The organism is Winogradskyella sp. (genome assembly GCF_045105575.1).
Classification (GTDB): Bacteria; Bacteroidota; Bacteroidia; order Flavobacteriales; family Flavobacteriaceae; genus Winogradskyella.
On the sequence record NZ_JBGCDQ010000029.1, the window covers coordinates 1 to 19,606 of the forward strand.

The following is a 19,606-nucleotide window of genomic DNA, read 5'->3' on the forward strand; positions in this document are numbered from 1 at the left end:
TCCTGTACTCATTGTATTATATTTAATTTATTAATAATACGTTATAGTATTCAACAAGTGTGCCAGAAATAAAACCTTGCTAATTAACCGATTTTAAAGTTGTTTGAATCCTATAGTCGATAAAATTGGTCGCTACAGCACATAATTTAGATTTCAAATGTATATACGGATAACTTTGTAATCAGATTTCCCTCAGTCTATGATTACTTAAATAGATGTTTTATGGAAACTAAATTCTCTTTATTCAACCAGATTAATAGTTTATGTTACTGGTTATTAGTCTCAAGTGATTACCGAACCTCAGTAAAATTAGATGCCGAAAACGACACCTACAGTGTTTGCATTAATCATGCTGGCGTAGAACTTTACAGCAATACAATTACAGGCTTCAGTAAAAGAAACCCAACGTTTTTAGAACATGAATTAGATGGTATGGTCGCTGGCTTATTGCATTTAAAACAAAATGTTGAACAGAAATCTGCTTAGTGTTTTTATTGGTGAAAGTTATTGGGTTAGTAAGTTAATGAGTTATTCGATTGACTAATTTATCTGAAAACACAATGGAACCTAACTATGAGAGCACTCTTCAAAAACAAAATAACCAAATACACTTATATTATAAATAACTTTGTAGAGGTCAGTAGATAGTTACTTAAATTAGAGTTTAAATTTGAGTTAAATGTCTGGTTGAGCGCAGTCGAAACCTACTTTTTGTAAACGACTAGTTCTCGACTGCGCTCGAACGGACAACACAATTTAATTTAAAACCCTAAAAATCAATATGTTATTTTCTACTTTGGATAAGTATCTAACTACTGACCTATCGCGCCAATTTGCGCAACGCTACCCATTGTTTTAGCATCTCTCTAGAATCTACTGCAGGATAACCCAATACCGTTTTTCCAGCAGCCACATCACCCATAACACCAGAACCAGCACCAACGGTTGCACCAGAATGAATCGTAGTATGATCTTTTATAGAAGCACTACCTCCAATAACCACACCATCACCTAAGGTTACCGAACCTGCAAGTCCTGAACTTCCAGCCATAATACAAGAACGGCCTAAGACACAATTGTGCGCAATCTGCACCAAATTATCAATCTTACAACCATCGCCTAAAATCGTTGAGCTGAACTTACCACGATCTACACAAGAATTCGCACCAATTTCTACAGCATTACCAATAACCACGTTACCAATATGCGGAATCTTAACGAGGCCTCTTCCATCATCACTTGGACGATATCCAAAACCGTCAGCTCCAATACTCACATTATTATGAAAAATACAATGGCTACCAATCACAGAACGTTCTCTAATAATAGTACCAGACCATATGACGGTGTGATCTCCAATTGTAGTTTCATCCATAATAGTCACATTAGGATAAATGGTAACATGTTCGCCTATAACCACATCTTTACCAATATAGGAACCAGCTCCTACCCGACTTCCATTTCCGATTTTAGCAGTTTTATCAATCGTTGCCGAAGGATGAATATCAGTTTCGAAATGTGGTGGCTTAGGTGTAAATGTTTCTAATAGTTTAGCCATTGCCAAATCCGCGTTTTTCACTTTAATAAACACACGATTTTCGCCAGGTTCAATATCAATATTGTCATTTACAATAGCTAAACTTGCTTTAGAATCTTTCCACAAGCCTGCGAATTTACGGTTACCAATAAAGGTAGCCTGATTTTCGTTTGCCTTCTGAATTTGTTCCAATCCTGTTATTACATTTGTGGTTTCGCCAAAAACGGTACCATTTACAATGGCATTGATGTCTTCTATTGAGAATGATTTCATTGGTCTTAAATTGTATGTTAATTATAAAACACACAAGATAATACTAAATTTTGAAAATGTCTTTTTTCAACCTTAGACAATTTTTATGGGTTCAGAGTAAGAATTAGAAAAAATCAATACGGACTTCGACTACAAAGGATTGGTTCGTCGTACTCATATTTTTCTAAAAGGTGCGACTCCTCTGAAGTCGCAATTAACCATAGATGATTGTTTTTACAACTATTTGATGCCGCTGGCATCATCAAAAAGTATCAATAAACAGATAATGAAAAAATAGGTGATCTAAAAATATGTTACATAGTCATCTCCCGAAACGAAATGCCTAACGCTTTTTGAATGTCTAATATTTTTTGCATTTCTCCAGGAATAATAAGAGCAATGGATAGTCCCGTTTTTCCTGCTCTAGCAGTTCTACCACTTCTATGCGTGTAATATTCTAAATGTTCTGGCAATTGGTGATGTAACACGAAAGCAAGATTATTCACATCGATACCTCGTGCCGAAACGTCTGTAGAAATTAGAACTTGTACACTTTCATTTTTAAACGCTCGCATCACTTTATCACGTTCGCGTTGTTGCATGTCGCCTTCTAAAGCGCCAACCGCAAATCCCTCTTGCTGTAATTGATGTGTTAAGGCCTGTGTGCCTGCTTTAGTTCTACAAAAAATGATGCCTCTTTCGTCTTGGCGTTTTTCCAAAATTCGGATAATCATATGTTGTTTATCCTTTATACTGGTATGAATAAAATGGTGTGAAATATTTTCGTTCACCAAAGCATTTTTATTCACTTCAACTCGCACTGCATCAGCAGACATATACGTTTTTACAATGTTTTTAATTTCGTCTGGCATCGTTGCAGAAAACAACCACGTATTGCGTTTTTTAGTATTGTATTTTAAAATTTTAGTTAAATCTTCTTTAAAACCCATGCTTAGCATTTCATCGGCTTCATCTAAAACAAGAATCTTTACATTCGAAATATCAACAGCACCACGTTCTACCAAATCCAATAAACGGCCTGGTGTGGCTACGACGATATGCGTAGTTCGTGTTAAGTTTTTAATCTGACGGTCTATTTTTTCGCCACCATAAACACCTTCAGAAAAAATCTTTTGGTCAATGTACTTTGTGAATCGAAACAGTTGTTTTTGTATTTGCTGAACCAATTCGCGCGTTGGTGCAATAATCAAAGCTTGTATATCAGAATTATTAACATCAATCGCATGTAACACTGGCAAGCCAAAAGCAGCTGTTTTTCCGGTTCCGGTTTGTGCTAAGCCGATTAAATCTGTTTTAGATTTTAAAAGCGTCGGAATTACAGTTTGTTGTATTTCTGTCGGATTTACAATACCCAGTTCTTTTAATCCTTTGATATAGTTTTTATGGATGCCTAATTCTGAAAATGTTTTCATAGTGTTTTATTGTTGCACAAAGGTAATTTGTACTTTGCATAATTAGTAATTTTAAAGTCGAAAATTAGTTGGCTTGTTGAATTTAGTAAAACGATCTAAATTCTCTTACAAAATAGGTTTCGACTGCGCTCAACAAGACATTAATCCTAAATATCAAAATGAAGTGGATAGTACAACGTTCGAATTCGTCTTCAACTTCGGCTTCGATTTCTCTCAATAACTATTGAGATTCTGCTACCAACTTATCGGACGATAATCCTTCAAGAATTTCCCACACCAGTGTTTCCCTGTATTAATACCATCAAAAAGCGGATCCATAACACGTGCAGCGCCATCAACAATATCTAATGGTGGTTGAAAATCGTGTAACTCTTGTTTGCGTTTTGCTAATTCAGCCGGATCTTCATCGGTAACCCAACCTGTATCCACGGCATTCATATAAATACCTTCTTTAGCCAAACTACCAGCAGCAGTATGTGTTAACATATTTAAAGCCGCTTTGGCCATATTGGTATGTGGATGACGATCTTCTTTAAAGAAACTGTGAAACTTCCCTTCCATCGCAGATACATTGATAATGTGTTTTTGACCTGTGTGATCTTTCTTCATAACTTCAGACAAACGGTTACACAATACAAATGGTGCGACAGAATTAACGAGTTGAACCTCAATCATTTCAGTGGTTTCAATTTCACCTAATTTTAAGCGCCAACTGTTGGTTTTTCTTAAATCGACTTGTTGTAAATCGGCATCTAATTTTCCTTCGGGAAAGACTTCTTGGGATACCAAGGTATTATCGAAACTGTAAGGAATCTGAGATAATTTAGCAGACGATCTTAGTCCAATACCAGGTTCTGGTCCATGCCATGTGACTGGCATATTTTTATTAGAGGATGCTCCAGAAGTTAATTGCGTTAACTCATGCAAGCATTCCGAATGATCGTTGAGTAAATCGCGTGCAAATTTAGGGAAGTCTTCTATTGGTCGTTCTTCATTTGGCATGAGATGGCTGTAAAAACCAGCTGGTCGTCTTACGGTTTGTGCCGCATTATTGATAAGAATATCGAGTTTTTCGTAGCGTTGCTCTATAAAATTACAGAAGATTTCAACACTCGGAATATGTCTTAAATCTAATCCATGAATTTTTAAGCGATGTCCCCATTCTGTAAAATCTTCTTCTTTAGAAAATCGTAAAGCAGAATCCACAGGGAAACGCGTCGTTGCAATAACCGTTGCACCTCCTCTTAATAACATTAAAGTAATATGATATCCAATTTTTAATCGCGAACCTGTAATAACAGCTACTTGCCCTTTAACATCTGCGGTTTGAAAACGCTTGGCGTAATTAAAATCACCACATTCCGTGCACATCTGATCATAAAAATGATGTAATTTGGTAAATAGGGTTTTGCAGACGTAACAGTTTCTTGGCGACTCTAATTCTAGTTGTTCTTTCGCTTTTAAATCGGCTTCTGGTAATAATTTAGGTGCCACAAAAATGTGCGCTTCCCTTGCACTTCTTATGCCTGTGACTTTTCTGGCGTTTTTATCGCGTGCAGCTTGCTTTCGTTTGGCAGCTTTTTTCGCATCTTTTTTACGACGCGAAAATTCTTCTCTACTCGGACGTGATAATTGTCCAGAAGCTTTGATTAAAGCAGTACGTTGAGCTTCTGGTATTTCAAAAATGTCATCAGTATTTGCAACCAGATGTTCTAAAATGCTAATACATTTTTCAATATCTTCTGAAGCTATTTCTTTAGATGGTTCTGTGTTATCGCTGCTCATTGTTTAAAATGTATATTAAGTCCTCTTAATTTTAAAATCAATTTTTAGAAAAGAACGCCAAGGCTTAATCCAACTCCGTTCGCTCTTATTACAAAATCAGATGTACCAATCCATTCCTCTGTAAGGCTTATCGTCTTATGAGCAAATGAAAGGTCTGATACTAAACATAAATTATTCGCAACTTTAAATTTATAACCCATACCTATATTAAACACCATGCCTTTTCTTAATTTTGAATTTTCACCACCGATTCTTAGAGAAGGTCCAATATTTAAAAAGGTATAAAAAGCATCTTCATCATCCGATACATATGCTCTAATGTCCAGTAGAACTGGTAAAGTATTAAAATTTGGATTGTTATAACCATCTAATCCAATTGCAATTCCAAGAGAAAAAGTTGGCGAAATAAAATAGCCGTTTATAGTTTGTAAACTCCAAGCATCAGAATTTTCACTCGGAAGATCAGAAAAAAAGCTGCCTTCGCCTTCAATAAAGACCTCTTGTTTTAATTTAGTATTAGAAATGTACCCAATTTTGGTGATGTTAAAAAAACCTTCATTTTTATCCGATTCATTCTGTGCAAAGCCAAAAAGGTGGATGAAGAGCAGGTATGATACTACTAATTTTCTCATAACGTTGGAGTTAATTTTTAACACATCTAATTAAGAATTACTTCTGCCTTATTTTACGCTTCTGCAAGTTCTTTCTTAGACTTTCTGTACAAATAAGAATTGAAAATACTTCGTCTTGCAAAACGCATTTGTTTGTCTGAATTTACAAACTTAATAAAAACGTTTTTAGGCACTCCAAAATATTCATAAGTACTACCATCTAAAAATGTAATCTCTAATTGTAAACCTTTATGCTGAAAATCTTGAATACCAGAATTTGTAATTAACTCGGTGTATTCTTCAAGATTTGCAGCCTTAGTTTCTGGCGCAATACTCACTAAAAAATGATACCCATCGATAATTTCAACACTTTTCTTTTCAGCTTCTTCTTGACCTTCATCTCCATCTTGAAATTTATCTGGATGCCATTCTTTTACTAAATTTCTATAGGTTTTCTTTAAGGTTTTTAAATCGATTGAACCTTCGATAGAAAAAAGTGTTTTGTATTGCTTAATGCGTTTCATTTGAAGTGCTTTATTTTGAGGCGCGAAATTACGTTATTTCGTGAGATAAATAGTTATGGATTGTGAGATAAAAAGTTATTGATTATTAAGTGATTTCGGTATTCCATATAAGTAAAAAACCACACCTTCTTAGAAGGTGGCTTTGAAAAGCTCCTAAAACGGGTAAATGAGCAACGTATAAAAAATCAGGCTTCTCTATTGAGTCAGACCTTTCAGGTTTTTAAAACCTGAAAGGTTTAAAAAGCAGGCAAAGCCAGAAGAGCATTACCACCTACTCTTCAGGCGGAAACCCATGAATCTCTTCAAACTTCTCATCAAAATTAGTTCTTAAATACGATTTCAATTTCTTTTCGTAATCATCCTTCAACCATTTTAGGAAGTTGTAGGTGCTTCTACTAATACATTTAGCATAGGTTTCAATACGTTGGTTGATATCGTCTTTTAATAATTTTGCTAAGGCTAGTGCGTCATAAACATCTTCACTGTTTTCAATACAAATTTTAGCATGTTGTTCTATGGAACGTTCTAAAACTACTTTTGAAGATTCACCACTATCAACAGCATCTTTATACGTTTGTTTGATATCGAAATACGTTTCTTCAGATTTTGAAAATTCATCTTTTATCTCGTCTGATAAATCGTGCTTAAAATTAGATTCAATAGCCGCATCATCCTTAATACGATCTGCATACCAGTTTGGTGACTTAAAGATCAGTTGCCAATCCAAATCCGCTCCCCAAGGTCCAAAACGATATAAGTTATTCCCTAAATCTATAGTTGTGAATTTCGATTTATTGTTCAAAATACGAGAACCACGACCAATCATTTGGTAATATAACGTCAATGACTTTGTGGCTCTATTGAGTATAATGGTATCAATGGTTGGTTCATCAAAACCTGTAGTTAAAATACTTACCGACGTTAAAATAGCATCTGGTGTCTCGTGAAACCACTGTAAAATCTGCTTTCGTTGCTTTTTTGTCGCTGTGTTATCCAAATGCATTACTGGCAAATCAGCTTCTTTAAAAGCATAATAGACACTTATTGAAGTGTTAATTCCATTATTAAAGATCAAGGTTTTTTTTCCAAGCGAATGTTTTTTATAAGCATCTACTAATTTTTGCAACATGGCAGGACTCGAGTATAAATCTTCAGACGATTTTACCGTATAATCTCCGTTAGAACCTACTTCTAAAGACGTTAAGCCCATGTCGTACGCATAAGTTTCGGCTCGTGCTAAGAATTCATTTTCAATAAGATTTTCTATGGTTTCACCAGTAATAAGTTCATCGTAGTTATCCTTCATTGGTAACTCTTTATTAGAACTTAAGGGTGTCGCAGTAACGCCAAGAATAAAGGATTTTTCAAAAAATTTGAATAACTTGGTGAAGGAATTGTAATGTGCCTCATCAATAATCACCAAACCAACATCTGAGATGTCTAGCATATCGTCGTTTAAACGGTTGTTTAAGGTTTCAACCATAGCTACAAAACACGAATATTCTGCTTGGTCATCTAAATTCGCCTTACTATTTACCACTTTATTCGTCACGCCAAAACCATCTAGCATTTTAGAGGTTTGGTTACAGAGTTCTACTCTGTGCGTCATTATCAAAACCTTCTTATCGTGATTTTTAAGGTACTGACGAACCATTTCAGAAAAAATAACGGTTTTTCCACCACCTGTTGGCAATTGGTATAGTAAGTGGTAATCCTCACGTTCGTTATCGAACTTTTCAAAAATTTGACTTATAGCGCCTTGTTGATAGTCGTATAATTCTTTGTCAGTTTTTTTTTCTTGAACAGCTTGATTTGTTTGAGACATATATTTTATTTCGAAGTATTAATTGCAGTTGCAAATTTACAACACTTTAACCGACGAAAAAAGTAAGAGTTCTATGGATATTTTTCTAATAGCCTTAAAATCGGTTATTTCAAATTCAGGTTCATTTTCAAGATAAATAATATTTATTATATATTTACGTTTCAAAAGCCGACGAGATTATTTTTTCCCTCTATGAAGTCCATTTTTTTTAGTCTTATTTTTTGCGTTTCGCTTCAGGTCTTAGCCCAAGATGTACCAAATTCCAAGTCATTAAAAATTGAATTACAGACGATTAGATCTAATAAAGGAGTTGTTATTGAAGCTATTGAAATTCCCTTTATAAAAAAAGAAGTGGATCTTTTAGGTATAAAGACCAAAATCAAGACTATTGATAAAAATAGTATTGATATTAAAGCCGACTATTGGGATACCACCTTGCATAATCCTTATGTAGATACAAACCAAGAATTTCCGTTAGAATTAAAATTTACCGACACCACTTATGCCTCTCCAGTGCCTCATACCAAAGTCGTGACTTCGCGTTACGGTTGGCGAAGAGGTCGGCCACATAACGGTATTGATATTGATTTAGTCACAGGTGATAGTGTCGTTTCTGTACTTGATGGTATTGTACGTTTTGCTAGATATGCTAATGGCTTTGGAAATACAATTGTAGTACGCCATTATAATGGTTTAGAATCTACGTATGCGCATTTATCTTATATCGCTGTTAAAGCAAACGATACCATTGCGAAAGGCGAATATATTGGTAAAGGTGGCAATACTGGTAACTCAAGAGGTAGCCATTTACATTTAGAACTTTCATATAAAGGCGAATCGATTCATCCTGAATATTTGTTTGATTTTTCTTCAAAAAACACCATAAGATCCCAAAACGTTTGGGTGACACAGAAATGGACACATGCACGTTTTCATAATTCTAAGCGCATAAGCAAAGTTAAAGTCATACGATCCGCAGATGAAGCCGCCCTCTTGAATTTAACGAAGCGTCCCAAATTTCATGTCGTACAAAAAGGCGATACGCTTTATGGTATATCGCGACGAAATAATTTGTCTGTAGCTAAGCTCTGTAAAACCAATGGTATTACGCAATCCTCTCCTTTAAAAATTGGACAAAAATTAGTTTTAGAACTTTAGGACAAGATTATAGACCGCTTCGTTTTTAGAATTAAGATCCAAGACTACATTCTCACTCACTGAGAAAATTAGTTTATCGAGGTCAGTAGTTAAATACTTATCCAAAGCAAAAACTAATATCTTTATTCTTATAGTTTTAAATTTAGTTGTGTTGTCCGTTCGAGCGCAGTCGAGAACTAGTCGTTTACAAAAAGTAGGTTTCGACTGCGCTCAACCAAACATTTAGCTCAAATTTGAACTCTATTTGAAGTCACTATCTACTGACCTCTATTATTTTATTCAAGATTTTATTTGTTTTTAGGTCTTATTTTGATTTCTAAATTTGAAATAGAATTAAGATAATCTATTCGCGTATTGGTGATAAAATATTTTTAAAATTCACTAATTTGCAACTTCAAAAACTTAAACACATTTGAAAGTCTGTATTGCCGAAAAACCAAGTGTTGCCAGAGAAATCGCATCTGTATTAGGAGCCACAACAAGACACGATGGCTACTATGAAGGTAATGGTTATGCGGTGACGTATACGTTTGGACATCTGTGTACCTTATACGAACCCGCAGATTACAAACCGTATTGGAAAAGTTGGGATCTCAACAATTTACCCATGTTACCAGAAAAGTTTCAGGTAAAGGTTTCTAACAATGATGGTATAAAAAAGCAATTCAACATTGTAAAACGTTTATTCGATAAAGCTGAAGTGGTCATCAACTGTGGTGATGCTGGTCAAGAAGGAGAACTCATTCAGCGTTGGGTCATTAACGAAGCAAATTATAAGGGTAAAGTGCTGCGTTTGTGGATTTCATCTTTGACGACGGAAGCTATAAAAGAAGGATTCAAAAATTTAAAACCTTCTGAAAATTACGATAATCTCTATTATGCTGGGTTTTCACGCTCTATTGGAGATTGGCTTTTAGGCATCAATGCCACAAGACTTTATACCGTAAAACATGGCGGTTACAAGCAAGTACTTTCTGTAGGACGCGTGCAAACGCCAACATTAGCCATGCTTGTGAATCGTTTTAAAGAAATTGAAAACTTTGTGCCACAACCCTATTGGGAACTACAAACACTTTACCGAGATACGCTTTTTAGTTACGAAGAAGGGCGTTTTCTAAAAATGGAAGATGGCGAACTATTGGCCAATAAAGTTAAAGAGCACGAATTTGAAATTGTATCGACCACTAAAAAGAAAGGCACAGAATATGCACCAAAATTATTTGACCTTACTGGTTTACAGGTGTATTGCAATACAAAATTCGGGTTTTCAGCAGACGATACACTCAAAATTGCACAACGCTTATATGAGAGAAAAGTGGTTACGTACCCAAGAGTAGATACTACTTTTTTACCGAATGACGTGTATCCAAAAGTAAAAGGTATATTATCTAAACTTGTTGACTATAAGCAGCTTACTTCACCTCTTTTAGATAAAAAGATAAAGAAATCTGCGCGCGTTTTTAATGACAAGAAAGTAACGGATCACCATGCTATAATTCCAACAGGCATGCAAACCAATCTGCAATACAACGAGCAGCAGGTGTATGATATTATCGTAAAACGTTTTATTGCTGTGTTTTATGACGATTGTAAAGTTTCTAATACCACAGTGATTGGGAAAGCCGCAGATGTGAATTTTAAAACTACAGGAAAAGAGATTTTGTCTAAGGGTTGGCGAATTGTATTTGAGGCTTCGGGTGCAAATGACGCATCAAAAGATAACATGCTACCGGCTTTTGTTAAAGGTGAAAAAGGACCACATCAACCGTCGTTTTTAGAAAAACAAACCAAGCCACCAAATCAATTTACGGAAGCCTCTCTCCTACGCGCTATGGAAACAGCAGGCAAGCAAGTAGATGATGACGAGCTAAGAGATATTATGAAAGAGAATGGTATTGGTCGTCCATCGACACGTGCTAATATTATTGAGACGCTATTTAGACGGAAATATGTCAAACGAAATAAGAAACAATTACTTCCTACAGTAACAGGAATTCAGTTGATAGATACCATACAAAACGAATTGCTTAAATCAGCAGAACTTACGGGAAGTTGGGAAAAGCAATTAAAGGATATTGAAAAAGGTGAATTTAGCGCTAGTGCATTTATAAAAGGCATGAAGCGCATGGTTGATGCTTTAGTTTATGAAGTTCGGAGTGAAAAGGTGCAAACAAGGATTTCCGCAGTAAATAATAAACCTGCTTTGAAGTCGAAATCGAGTTTAAAGAAAAATTCAAAAGGAAAAACGGAAACACTTGTTGGTCAGTCTTGTCCTAAATGTAAATCGGGTCAGCTTTTAAAAGGGAAATCGGCTTATGGCTGTAATCTTTATGGGAAGTCTTGTGATTTTACCTTGACTTTTAGTTTTGGTGATAAGAAAATTTCAGAAAAGCAATACATTCGGTTGTTAACAAAAGGCTCTACGATCAACTTAAAAGGTTTTAAAATTGAAGGCAGTTCTCAAGAAGGTTTGTTGCGATTTGATGCGAATTTCAAACTAAAATTTGAACCGAAACAGGTGGTGAAAAAAGCAACTATTGAAGCTGGTGCTGCTTGTCCTAAATGTAAAACTGGGAAGGTTCTAAAAGGGAAAGCCGCTTTTGGTTGCAGCAATTATAAGGTTGGGTGTGATTTTCGAGTTGGATTTTGATGTTGAATGACGGAGTTATGACGGATTATGGCTCATCAGTAACAGATTCAAATAGTTTTTTAATAATATGCTGTTGATGCTTTGGTGTAACATCTCTAAAATACTTCAGCAAATCTTTACTCGTTGCGTATCTGTCCGTTTTAGTTTTTAGCTTACCATTAATAGTGTTCCAATCTTCAAGAAAGCGTCGTAGCGCTTTGTTTACCTTCTCCTCACCTATGGTTTTCTGAAATTGATACATAGCAATAGCACCTTTTGCATAATACACATAATCTTGATTCTCAACTAATGCCAATGAAGGCTCATTAAGACTACCTTTATCTTTTCCTTTTTTATAAATTTCTTTCTGATTTTCTAAAAACTGAAGTAGCTTTTCTTCGGAATAACGTTCTCTTAAAACCATCATTGCTCCATATTGTGCCAATGTTTCTAAAATGAAGTTTTTACCTTTTACATTTGCAGCTTCTACTTGCATACCAAACCATTGATGTGCCACTTCATGAGCCGTTATATAATAAGCCATATCTACATCTTTAGTAGCGTCTATATTTAAAACAAAGCCTATTGATTCTGAAAAAGGGATGGTTCCCGGAAATGATTGTGCAAATTGCGCGTAGCGCGGAAATTCCATGATTCTTAATTGCTCGTATTGATAAGGACTGAAATGTTTACTATAATAAGCAAGAGAGGCCTTCATAGAAGCCATCATTCTCTCAATGTTATAGTCATGTGCTTTGTGATAATAAATTTCAAGATTAATAGATTTTGCTACTGAATCTGATGAAGATATCCATTTGTCTTTATAAATTTCGTATTTAGCAGATACGATGGAATAAAAATTAACCATCGGAACCTGCATTTTATATTGATAATAGTTGCGGTTATCTGCTATCCATTGTCGTATTAAATTCCCTGGAGCTAAAGCGGTTTGATCTTTAGATGTTCCGATAATCATTTCAAAATTAATACCATCAGAATCACTACCTGATCTGGCGTTTTTGAGTTCGTTTATAGCTCCTCGTTCTGATTTATTAGTTCGAATAGGTAAATTATAGTCTTTTCGTTCGTCTTTATCATTTAGTTCATATTTGCGGTTGTAACCAATGGTCGGAAGATTAGTGTTATTAAAAAAAGTACCATTCTCTACAATGTTAGAGTTTGAATCACCAACCTCAAACCCTTTTGTGGTGAATGATTGTTTAAATTTCATTTTAATAGTGTCACTAGGATTCAGTACATTGTTTAATTTGTAAATTGTGTAATCGTAGTTTTCGTATTGTTTATTTTCAGTGGCACCTCCTTCAAAAATTACAGAATTTAATATAACATTCCCTTCTATTAATTTTTGAATATGAATCTCAGTAATCGGTTGCTCATTAGTGTTTTCCAAAATATAATAGCCTTCTGCCGTATAGTTTCTAGATGAAGGATAGAGCTCTACTCTTAAATACACATCCACAATTTTGGGTTGTGGTAGATACTCTAATGACTTCAGGTTTTTTTCATAAGCAACTCTAAATTCGGTAGCTTCTGTATTTGACCAATATTCGTTTAAAATATTTGTGTTGTAAAAAATGAAACTTCCAAAGGCAATAAATAGTCCTGCGATAACACTTGCGAACACAAAGAGCGGTTTACTTATACCATACTTAGCACCTTTTAACCGTTTTATAAGATTTGTTTCTGTACCTCTTACCATTAAAAGCGCTCCTATGATAAGTAGCAAAATTCCGAAGAAAAACCAATACGATTTAATAATGAGATAGGGTTTTAAAAAATGACCATAACCATTCATATCTGAATAGGCACCTAAAGCGTTTCCTCCAAATACATATAAGTAGTGATCAAAGCCAAATACACTGAGACTATTATTGGCAATAAAGCATGCTACGACGAGTATAATCCCTATAAACTTATGATTAATAAGAGATTGAATAAAAAATGCGATACAGGTGTATAATGCTAAAAATGGTAAAATTTCTAAGAAGAAACCATAGAAATAAACTTGAAACTCATAGTTATAATACCCACTTAATGTTTGAAATATAATTCCTGAACTGATTAAAGCCAAAATTAATACTACATAAATTAAGTTTAAACCAATATACTTACCTGCTAGATTAATAACGCTAGACATTGCTGATGCATCATAAATTAAATTCAGTTTTGCATTGCGCTCTTTCCAAACCATCTCACCAGAATAAAACACTAAAATAATAATGAAGAAAATTATTGATGTTTCTTGTAATTCTTCAACAATAAAATAGGTTTTAGGATAGCTATCAACTCCATAAACCGTTCCTAAGTTTACAGAGTTGATAAGAATGATGAACATACCGCAAATAACAATTGCCCAAAATGAAGGTTGTCTACAAATGCTTAAAAAATAAAACCAAGAAAACTGTTTTAATTGTGTCCATTTAGATAAAACGCCATACTGCTTTTTAGTGTGTGGTATTACAATATCGCTATCTTCATAGGTGTTTTTAACTTCTACTCTTTGTAATTGCTTGCGCTTTGATCGCTTCTCTTTAACAACATTAAAATTGAATTTTTTATAACCATATAGTAAAGCAAGTATCCCAAGAGAAAACCAAAACAACTTGTTGTACAATAGTGCTCCTGTAAATGGAATACTTTGATAACTATTTTCTAGCGCTGTCCAAGATTTTGTTATAAACGTCGTGGTTGTTAATGAAAATGGATCTAAAATAGCTTGCCAAAACTCGTTAGTAATTGCTTTGGTTAGCATAAATACCACAAACAAAATAATACCTTGCGTATATACTACGACTAAGTTTCTAGTTAATGCACCTGTAACAAAGAATAAAGCCGCTCCAAAAAATAAGGTTGGTAAGGTGATTGTCACAAACGTTTTTAAATAGACCCATACATTAAAGTTTAATAAATCATCTGGATTTTGCCATGGCATAAATTCACCTAATAGCATTCCGAATAAAACACCTGTAAACACAAAGACTAAAACCGTAAACGCACCTAGAAATCGACCGAGTAAATAATCTATTTTCTTGATTGGTGTAGAAAAAATTAATGATTCTATGTCGTACTCAAAATCTCGTAATACAGAAACTCCCATAATCATAGAGGCTAAAATCATGAATAAACCCGTAATGGCTCCCATTGTTTTTGCAACAACTAATGGTGAATTTTTTTTCATTAATTCGAAATCTGAACCTTGAAAAATAAAATCGACACCAATAATAGAAAACAGAAATAGGAATAAAAAGAAGACATAAGTGTCTGGTCGCTTTATACGATATTGTATTTCAAACTTAAAAATATTGTACCACATAACTAATTAGATTTTGAGTTAGTATTACTGAATATTTCTGAGAAATAGACATCTTCCAAACCAGCATTAATAGGCAAAAAACCATGTCTCGGATCTTCATCACTTAAGATGTGAATGGTTGGTTTTCCAAGAAATAATCTTTCACTAATTACTTGATAGTTCTGCTTGTAAGCTTCTAATTCGGATTTTTCGACTGTTTTCTTATAGACTTTACCTTTTAAATCCTCTATGATTTCTATTGGATTTCCTTTTAAACAAACTTGACCTTGATTAATAATCGCCATGTTAATGCAGAGTTCTTTTACGTCATCTACAATGTGAGTAGATAGAATTACGACAGTCTGTTCTCCCAGTTCACTTAAAACATTGTAAAATCGGTTTCTTTCTACAGGATCTAAACCTGCTGTAGGCTCATCTACGATGAGTAGTTTGGGATTATTGAGCAGGGCTTGTGCAATGCCAAAACGCTGTTTCATTCCGCCAGAAAAGCCTTTAAGGTTTTGTTGTCTTACGTCGTATAAGTTGGTTTTGTATAAAAGTGCTTTCACTAATTCTTTGCGTTCACTTTTATTAGAGATGCCTTTAAGTACTGCAAAATGATTCAGTAATACTTCGGCAGATATTTTAGGATACAAACCACATTGCTGTGGTAAGTATCCTAAAACCTGTCGTAACTCATTTTTTTGTTTTAATACATCTATCTCTCCTAAATGCACAGAGCCGCTGTCGGCTTCTTGTAAGGTTGCAATTGTTCGCATTAAAGTCGATTTGCCAGCACCATTCGGTCCCAACAAACCAAACATACCTTTAGGTATTTCTAAAGACACATTTTGTAAGGCTTTAATACCGTTAGAATAGGTCTTTGATAGATTGTCAATAATGAGTTCCATAGTGTTCGTTTTTTGATTGATTAAAACAAACATATTGGTGTTTTTTGCTGTTTAAAAACGTTAGTGACACAAATAGATTTATATGTGATAAACGTATGGTTTTAAGTTATATAGATGTTTTAAAACAGCTTTACAATAGTTTGTCACGTATTACCTGCTGTTTGTCAACTAATTTGTAAGCCGTGTTTTATTTAATTAATATTGACTTATGAATTTTATAATACCAGATAAAAAAAAGAAACTTTTAAAGCTTATTTTTAGACTAACGCTGGTTTTTATTGGTGTTGTTATAGTTATATTTAATGATGTTTTTGGCAGGTTAGACGGCTTTTTGGAGTTTGTAGCATTCTATTTCTTGGTTATATGTATTGCAATTTCACATTGGGTATTTAAGCAAATCAAATCGATTATTCGATTAAAAAATGAAAAGGCTAAAACCGAACTCATGCATTTAAAAAGTCAGGTTAATCCACATTTCTTTTTTAACATGCTGAATAACCTCTACGGTTTAGTAGATAAAGATTCAAAAAAAGCACAAGAATTAATCTTGAAACTTTCTGATATGATGCGTTACAGCATTTATGATGGAGAAAAAGACACTGTTTTACTTTCAGAAGAAATAACGTATCTACAAAATTATATAGAACTTCATAAAATGCGTTATCATAAGGTTATTGACATACAATTCAATATCGAAATAAAGGATAACGATTATGAAATAATGCCGCTTCTTTTTATAATTCTGTTAGAAAATGCGTTTAAACATGGTGTAGAAAATTTAAGAGCGCATGCTTATGTGCATATCAATTTAGTAGCACAAAAGAATGAAGTGACATTTAACATTGAAAATAACTTTGATAAAATGCAAGATAATGAAGAATCTGGTATTGGTTTAAAAAACCTAAAGCGACGATTAGAGTTAGTGTATCCAAAAAATCATATTTTAATTATGTCTAAAACTGACAGTGTATATAGTGCTAACTTGAAGATTACTGGATTATGATGACATACCTCATTATAGATGACGAACATATTGCGCATGATATTATAAAAAAGTATGGCGATATGTTACCTAATTTAGAATTCAAAGCAGATTGTTACGATGCTATTGAGGCCATTGACTATTTAAGTAAACATGAAGTTGATCTCATTTTTTTAGATTTAAACATGCCTAAATTAAAAGGCTTTGATTTTTTGAGAACCTTACCATCACCTCCAAAAGTTATTGTAACTACTGCATATAGTGAATTTGCTATTGAAGGCTACGAATTAAATGTTGTCGATTATTTATTAAAACCATTTAGTTTTGAGCGCTTTTTGAGTGCCATTAACAAAGTAACAGCTTCTACTACCCGAACCATAAAAAATGAAAGTAAGGAAACGCTAAAACCTGAAGAGAAATATATTTTTTTAAAGCAAAACAACAGTCATATACAAGTAGATTTAGATACTATATTATGTCTTGAAGCTTCTGGTAATTATACCAAAGTTATTACCAATAATGAAACCATAAGCATACGCCAAAAAATATCTGATACCATAGAATTGCTTTCTGATACTGATATTATCCAAGTGCATAAATCATTTGCAGTTTCAAAAAAGCACATTACGAGTATTGAAGGTAATCGCATTTATATTGGTGATTATATCGTTCCAATAGGAAAATTTTATAAGGCTAATGTCAATACGCTTTTAAAATAGAATGAAATTCGCAATAGGGTTTGTTCTAAAAGGAAAAGCCGCTTTTGGTTGCAGTAACTACAAGGTGGGTTGTGATTTTAGGGTTAGATTTTAATTCTAAACAAACATTATGTTTAAAATCCTACAAGGTCTTTTTTTTGACCTTGTAGGTATGAAATGATTAAATAAAAGATCTTCTTTTATGAATTTAAACAACGCTGTTTTTGTTTGAATTATTAGTGAAGCGTTTACACCTGCACCATTTCTAAAACTTTATCGGATGAATAAAAGGAACTATATATTTTATTTTTCAAAATTTCTATAATCACTTAAACCCACAAAAAAAAGCCACTATCACTGATAATGGCTTTACAAATCTTATAAAAAATATTATTTCGCTTGCTTTACTCTAACCGCATTCATACCACGTTGTCCTTTTTCAAGTTCAAATGTTACTTTATCGTTTTCTGCAATTTCGTCAATGATACCACTAACGTGTGTAAAGTGTTTTTCGTTTGTATCCATATCTATAATGAAACCAAAGCCTTTAGAATTATCATAAAATGATACTTTTCCATTTCTAATTGGGTCAAACGGTTCTTCGTCAGACTCTTCTTTTGTAGGAATACCAATAACGATATTTTCAGCTTTAACCTTTACTTTCATTGTTGGATCTGGCGGAGTATCCGTAAGATTTCCGTTGTGATCTACATACGCAATCGGAATACCATCTGATCCATTTTCTTCTCTTTCGAGTTTACGCGCTTCCATTTTCTTACGCTTATCTTCTCGTTTTTTTAATCTCTTTTTTTCTTTTTCACTTTTACTAAAAGTCTGTTGTGATTTAGCCATTCGTAGTTTTAAATATTAATGTGTTTGTGTGCTTTTGAAAATATTTATAATGCAAACAAGTTAATTAACTTAACAATGAATAGTATTAAAATCTAAATAATAACTTAAGGATAAAGCTATTTCTGTAGTATATTTTCAATAAACCGAATGCAAAGATACAATATCTACTGCAAAATATTAAATTTTTAGTGGTAATAAACAGAGCCTAGCGCTACTTTTATAGTAAATCTATAGACTTGTTATGAGTATTTAGAGTATTAACGCTTTGCTCATTTCATCTGTATTCAAAACGTTTTAATGGATCTAAAGAATAAACTAGCCTTTAATAACTATCTTTATACGCTATGACAAACACAACTATTGTTTTAATATTAAGTCTTATTTCTGGTGTGTCCTTTATTTATTACGGACTTAGCTGTTTTAAAAGTAAGCGTATAAAATTAGAATTTGAACGTTACGGCTTACCACACCGAAGAGTGCTCACAGGTGTATTACAATTGCTTGGTGGTACAGGCCTGTTATTAGGACTTTATATGCTGCCAGCTTTAGCTTTTGCAGCGAGTTTAGGATTAACCATATTGATGTTTTTAGGCTTTTCGGTACGATTGAAAATTAAAGATGGCTTTTTAGAATCTGCACCTTCGTTGATTTTTGCAATTTTAAACCTTTATTTATGCATTCACTTTTTTCAAATGATGCGTTTATAATTTAGACAAATGCAATGACTAAGCACATCACTAAAAATAAAGCTGCAGGAAACGACTTAAACAAAGGATCTTTAATTTTAAAATGCATAATAATTGATCCTGTAAGTAAGGTTGCCAAAACCAATGCTGCATAGTAACCATAGCTTTGCCAGTAAATAGAAGCTAGTAACACGACTGAAAATCCTACTTTTAAAAATCCGATAATATAAAGCATCGTATCACCTAATCCATAGACTTTAAATTCTTCTACTAACGTTTGGGCGTTGCCACCACGCCATTTGGTTGGCTTTTTATTCTGAATTAACCACACATTGATTAAACTGAAGCCTACAATTAGTTTTAATGCGATATATAAATAGTCCATAGTGATTTTCTTGTAGGTTAAGTTA

General features: G+C 33.7%; 16 protein-coding genes. 6 read left to right on the forward strand and 10 right to left on the reverse strand.

Annotation, left to right across the window (positions count from 1 at the left end; all coding sequences use genetic code 11):
- Nucleotides 1-222: 222 nt before the first annotated feature.
- Complete coding sequence (locus tag AB8B52_RS07535; RefSeq protein ID WP_406026769.1) at nt 223-486, forward strand: hypothetical protein; 264 nt, start codon at nt 223-225, stop codon at nt 484-486.
- 334 nt (nt 487-820) lie between these two features.
- On the opposite strand, the gene lpxD is transcribed toward AB8B52_RS07535, so the two are convergent.
- The 6 genes from lpxD to AB8B52_RS07565 form a co-directional block, all read right to left on the reverse strand.
- A complete protein-coding gene (gene lpxD, locus AB8B52_RS07540) occupies nt 821-1,810 on the reverse strand; it encodes a UDP-3-O-(3-hydroxymyristoyl)glucosamine N-acyltransferase (RefSeq protein ID WP_406026771.1) in 990 nt (329 codons plus the stop codon).
- A 293-nt stretch (nt 1,811-2,103) separates the two neighbouring features.
- Nucleotides 2,104-3,222, reverse strand: a complete 1,119-nt coding sequence (locus AB8B52_RS07545; protein ID WP_406026773.1) for a DEAD/DEAH box helicase — start codon at nt 3,220-3,222, stop codon at nt 2,104-2,106.
- A 234-nt stretch (nt 3,223-3,456) separates the two neighbouring features.
- On the reverse strand, nt 3,457-5,007 hold the full coding sequence (locus tag AB8B52_RS07550) for an SDR family NAD(P)-dependent oxidoreductase (RefSeq protein WP_406026775.1): 1,551 nt from the start codon (nt 5,005-5,007) through the stop codon (nt 3,457-3,459).
- Nucleotides 5,008-5,051: 44 nt separating this feature from the next.
- Complete coding sequence (locus AB8B52_RS07555) at nt 5,052-5,639, reverse strand: hypothetical protein (RefSeq protein ID WP_406026777.1); 588 nt, start codon at nt 5,637-5,639, stop codon at nt 5,052-5,054.
- A 53-nt stretch (nt 5,640-5,692) separates the two neighbouring features.
- On the reverse strand, nt 5,693-6,142 hold the full coding sequence (locus AB8B52_RS07560) for a KTSC domain-containing protein (RefSeq protein WP_406026779.1): 450 nt from the start codon (nt 6,140-6,142) through the stop codon (nt 5,693-5,695).
- Between the two features lie 271 nt (nt 6,143-6,413).
- Nucleotides 6,414-7,967 carry a DEAD/DEAH box helicase gene (locus AB8B52_RS07565; RefSeq protein ID WP_406026780.1) on the reverse strand — a complete coding sequence of 518 codons (1,554 nt, stop codon included), beginning with the start codon at nt 7,965-7,967 and terminating at the stop codon, nt 6,414-6,416.
- A gap of 192 nt (nt 7,968-8,159) precedes the next feature.
- Here AB8B52_RS07565 and AB8B52_RS07570 point away from each other — a divergent pair, with 192 nt between their 5' ends.
- On the forward strand, nt 8,160-9,125 hold the full coding sequence (locus AB8B52_RS07570) for a peptidoglycan DD-metalloendopeptidase family protein (RefSeq protein WP_406026782.1): 966 nt from the start codon (nt 8,160-8,162) through the stop codon (nt 9,123-9,125).
- A gap of 412 nt (nt 9,126-9,537) precedes the next feature.
- Nucleotides 9,538-11,775: a DNA topoisomerase 3 gene (locus tag AB8B52_RS07575; protein ID WP_406026784.1), complete on the forward strand. Its 2,238-nt coding sequence runs from the start codon at nt 9,538-9,540 to the stop codon at nt 11,773-11,775.
- Nucleotides 11,776-11,800: 25 nt separating this feature from the next.
- Here the strand turns inward: AB8B52_RS07575 and AB8B52_RS07580 are convergent, their stop codons facing one another.
- Nucleotides 11,801-15,088: a M1 family aminopeptidase gene (locus AB8B52_RS07580; RefSeq protein ID WP_406026786.1), complete on the reverse strand. Its 3,288-nt coding sequence runs from the start codon at nt 15,086-15,088 to the stop codon at nt 11,801-11,803.
- 2 nt (nt 15,089-15,090) lie between these two features.
- Nucleotides 15,091-15,978: an ABC transporter ATP-binding protein gene (locus tag AB8B52_RS07585; protein WP_406026788.1), complete on the reverse strand. Its 888-nt coding sequence runs from the start codon at nt 15,976-15,978 to the stop codon at nt 15,091-15,093.
- Between the two features lie 208 nt (nt 15,979-16,186).
- Between AB8B52_RS07585 and AB8B52_RS07590 the strand changes: the two genes are divergently transcribed.
- Nucleotides 16,187-16,981 carry a sensor histidine kinase gene (locus AB8B52_RS07590; RefSeq protein ID WP_406026790.1) on the forward strand — a complete coding sequence of 265 codons (795 nt, stop codon included), beginning with the start codon at nt 16,187-16,189 and terminating at the stop codon, nt 16,979-16,981.
- Nucleotides 16,978-17,679 (forward strand): LytR/AlgR family response regulator transcription factor, encoded by a 702-nt coding sequence (locus AB8B52_RS07595; RefSeq protein WP_406026792.1) that lies wholly within the window; start codon nt 16,978-16,980, stop codon nt 17,677-17,679. The genes AB8B52_RS07590 and AB8B52_RS07595 overlap by 4 nt, the downstream gene beginning before the upstream one ends.
- A 369-nt stretch (nt 17,680-18,048) precedes the next feature.
- On the opposite strand, the gene AB8B52_RS07600 is transcribed toward AB8B52_RS07595, so the two are convergent.
- A complete protein-coding gene (locus tag AB8B52_RS07600) occupies nt 18,049-18,510 on the reverse strand; it encodes a cold-shock protein (RefSeq protein ID WP_406026794.1) in 462 nt (153 codons plus the stop codon).
- Nucleotides 18,511-18,854: 344 nt separating this feature from the next.
- Here AB8B52_RS07600 and AB8B52_RS07605 point away from each other — a divergent pair, with 344 nt between their 5' ends.
- On the forward strand, nt 18,855-19,217 hold the full coding sequence (locus AB8B52_RS07605) for a DoxX family protein (RefSeq protein WP_406026796.1): 363 nt from the start codon (nt 18,855-18,857) through the stop codon (nt 19,215-19,217).
- 1 nt (nt 19,218) lies between these two features.
- Here the strand turns inward: AB8B52_RS07605 and AB8B52_RS07610 are convergent, their stop codons facing one another.
- Nucleotides 19,219-19,581 carry a DoxX family protein gene (locus AB8B52_RS07610; protein WP_406026798.1) on the reverse strand — a complete coding sequence of 121 codons (363 nt, stop codon included), beginning with the start codon at nt 19,579-19,581 and terminating at the stop codon, nt 19,219-19,221.
- Nucleotides 19,582-19,606: the final 25 nt, after the last annotated feature.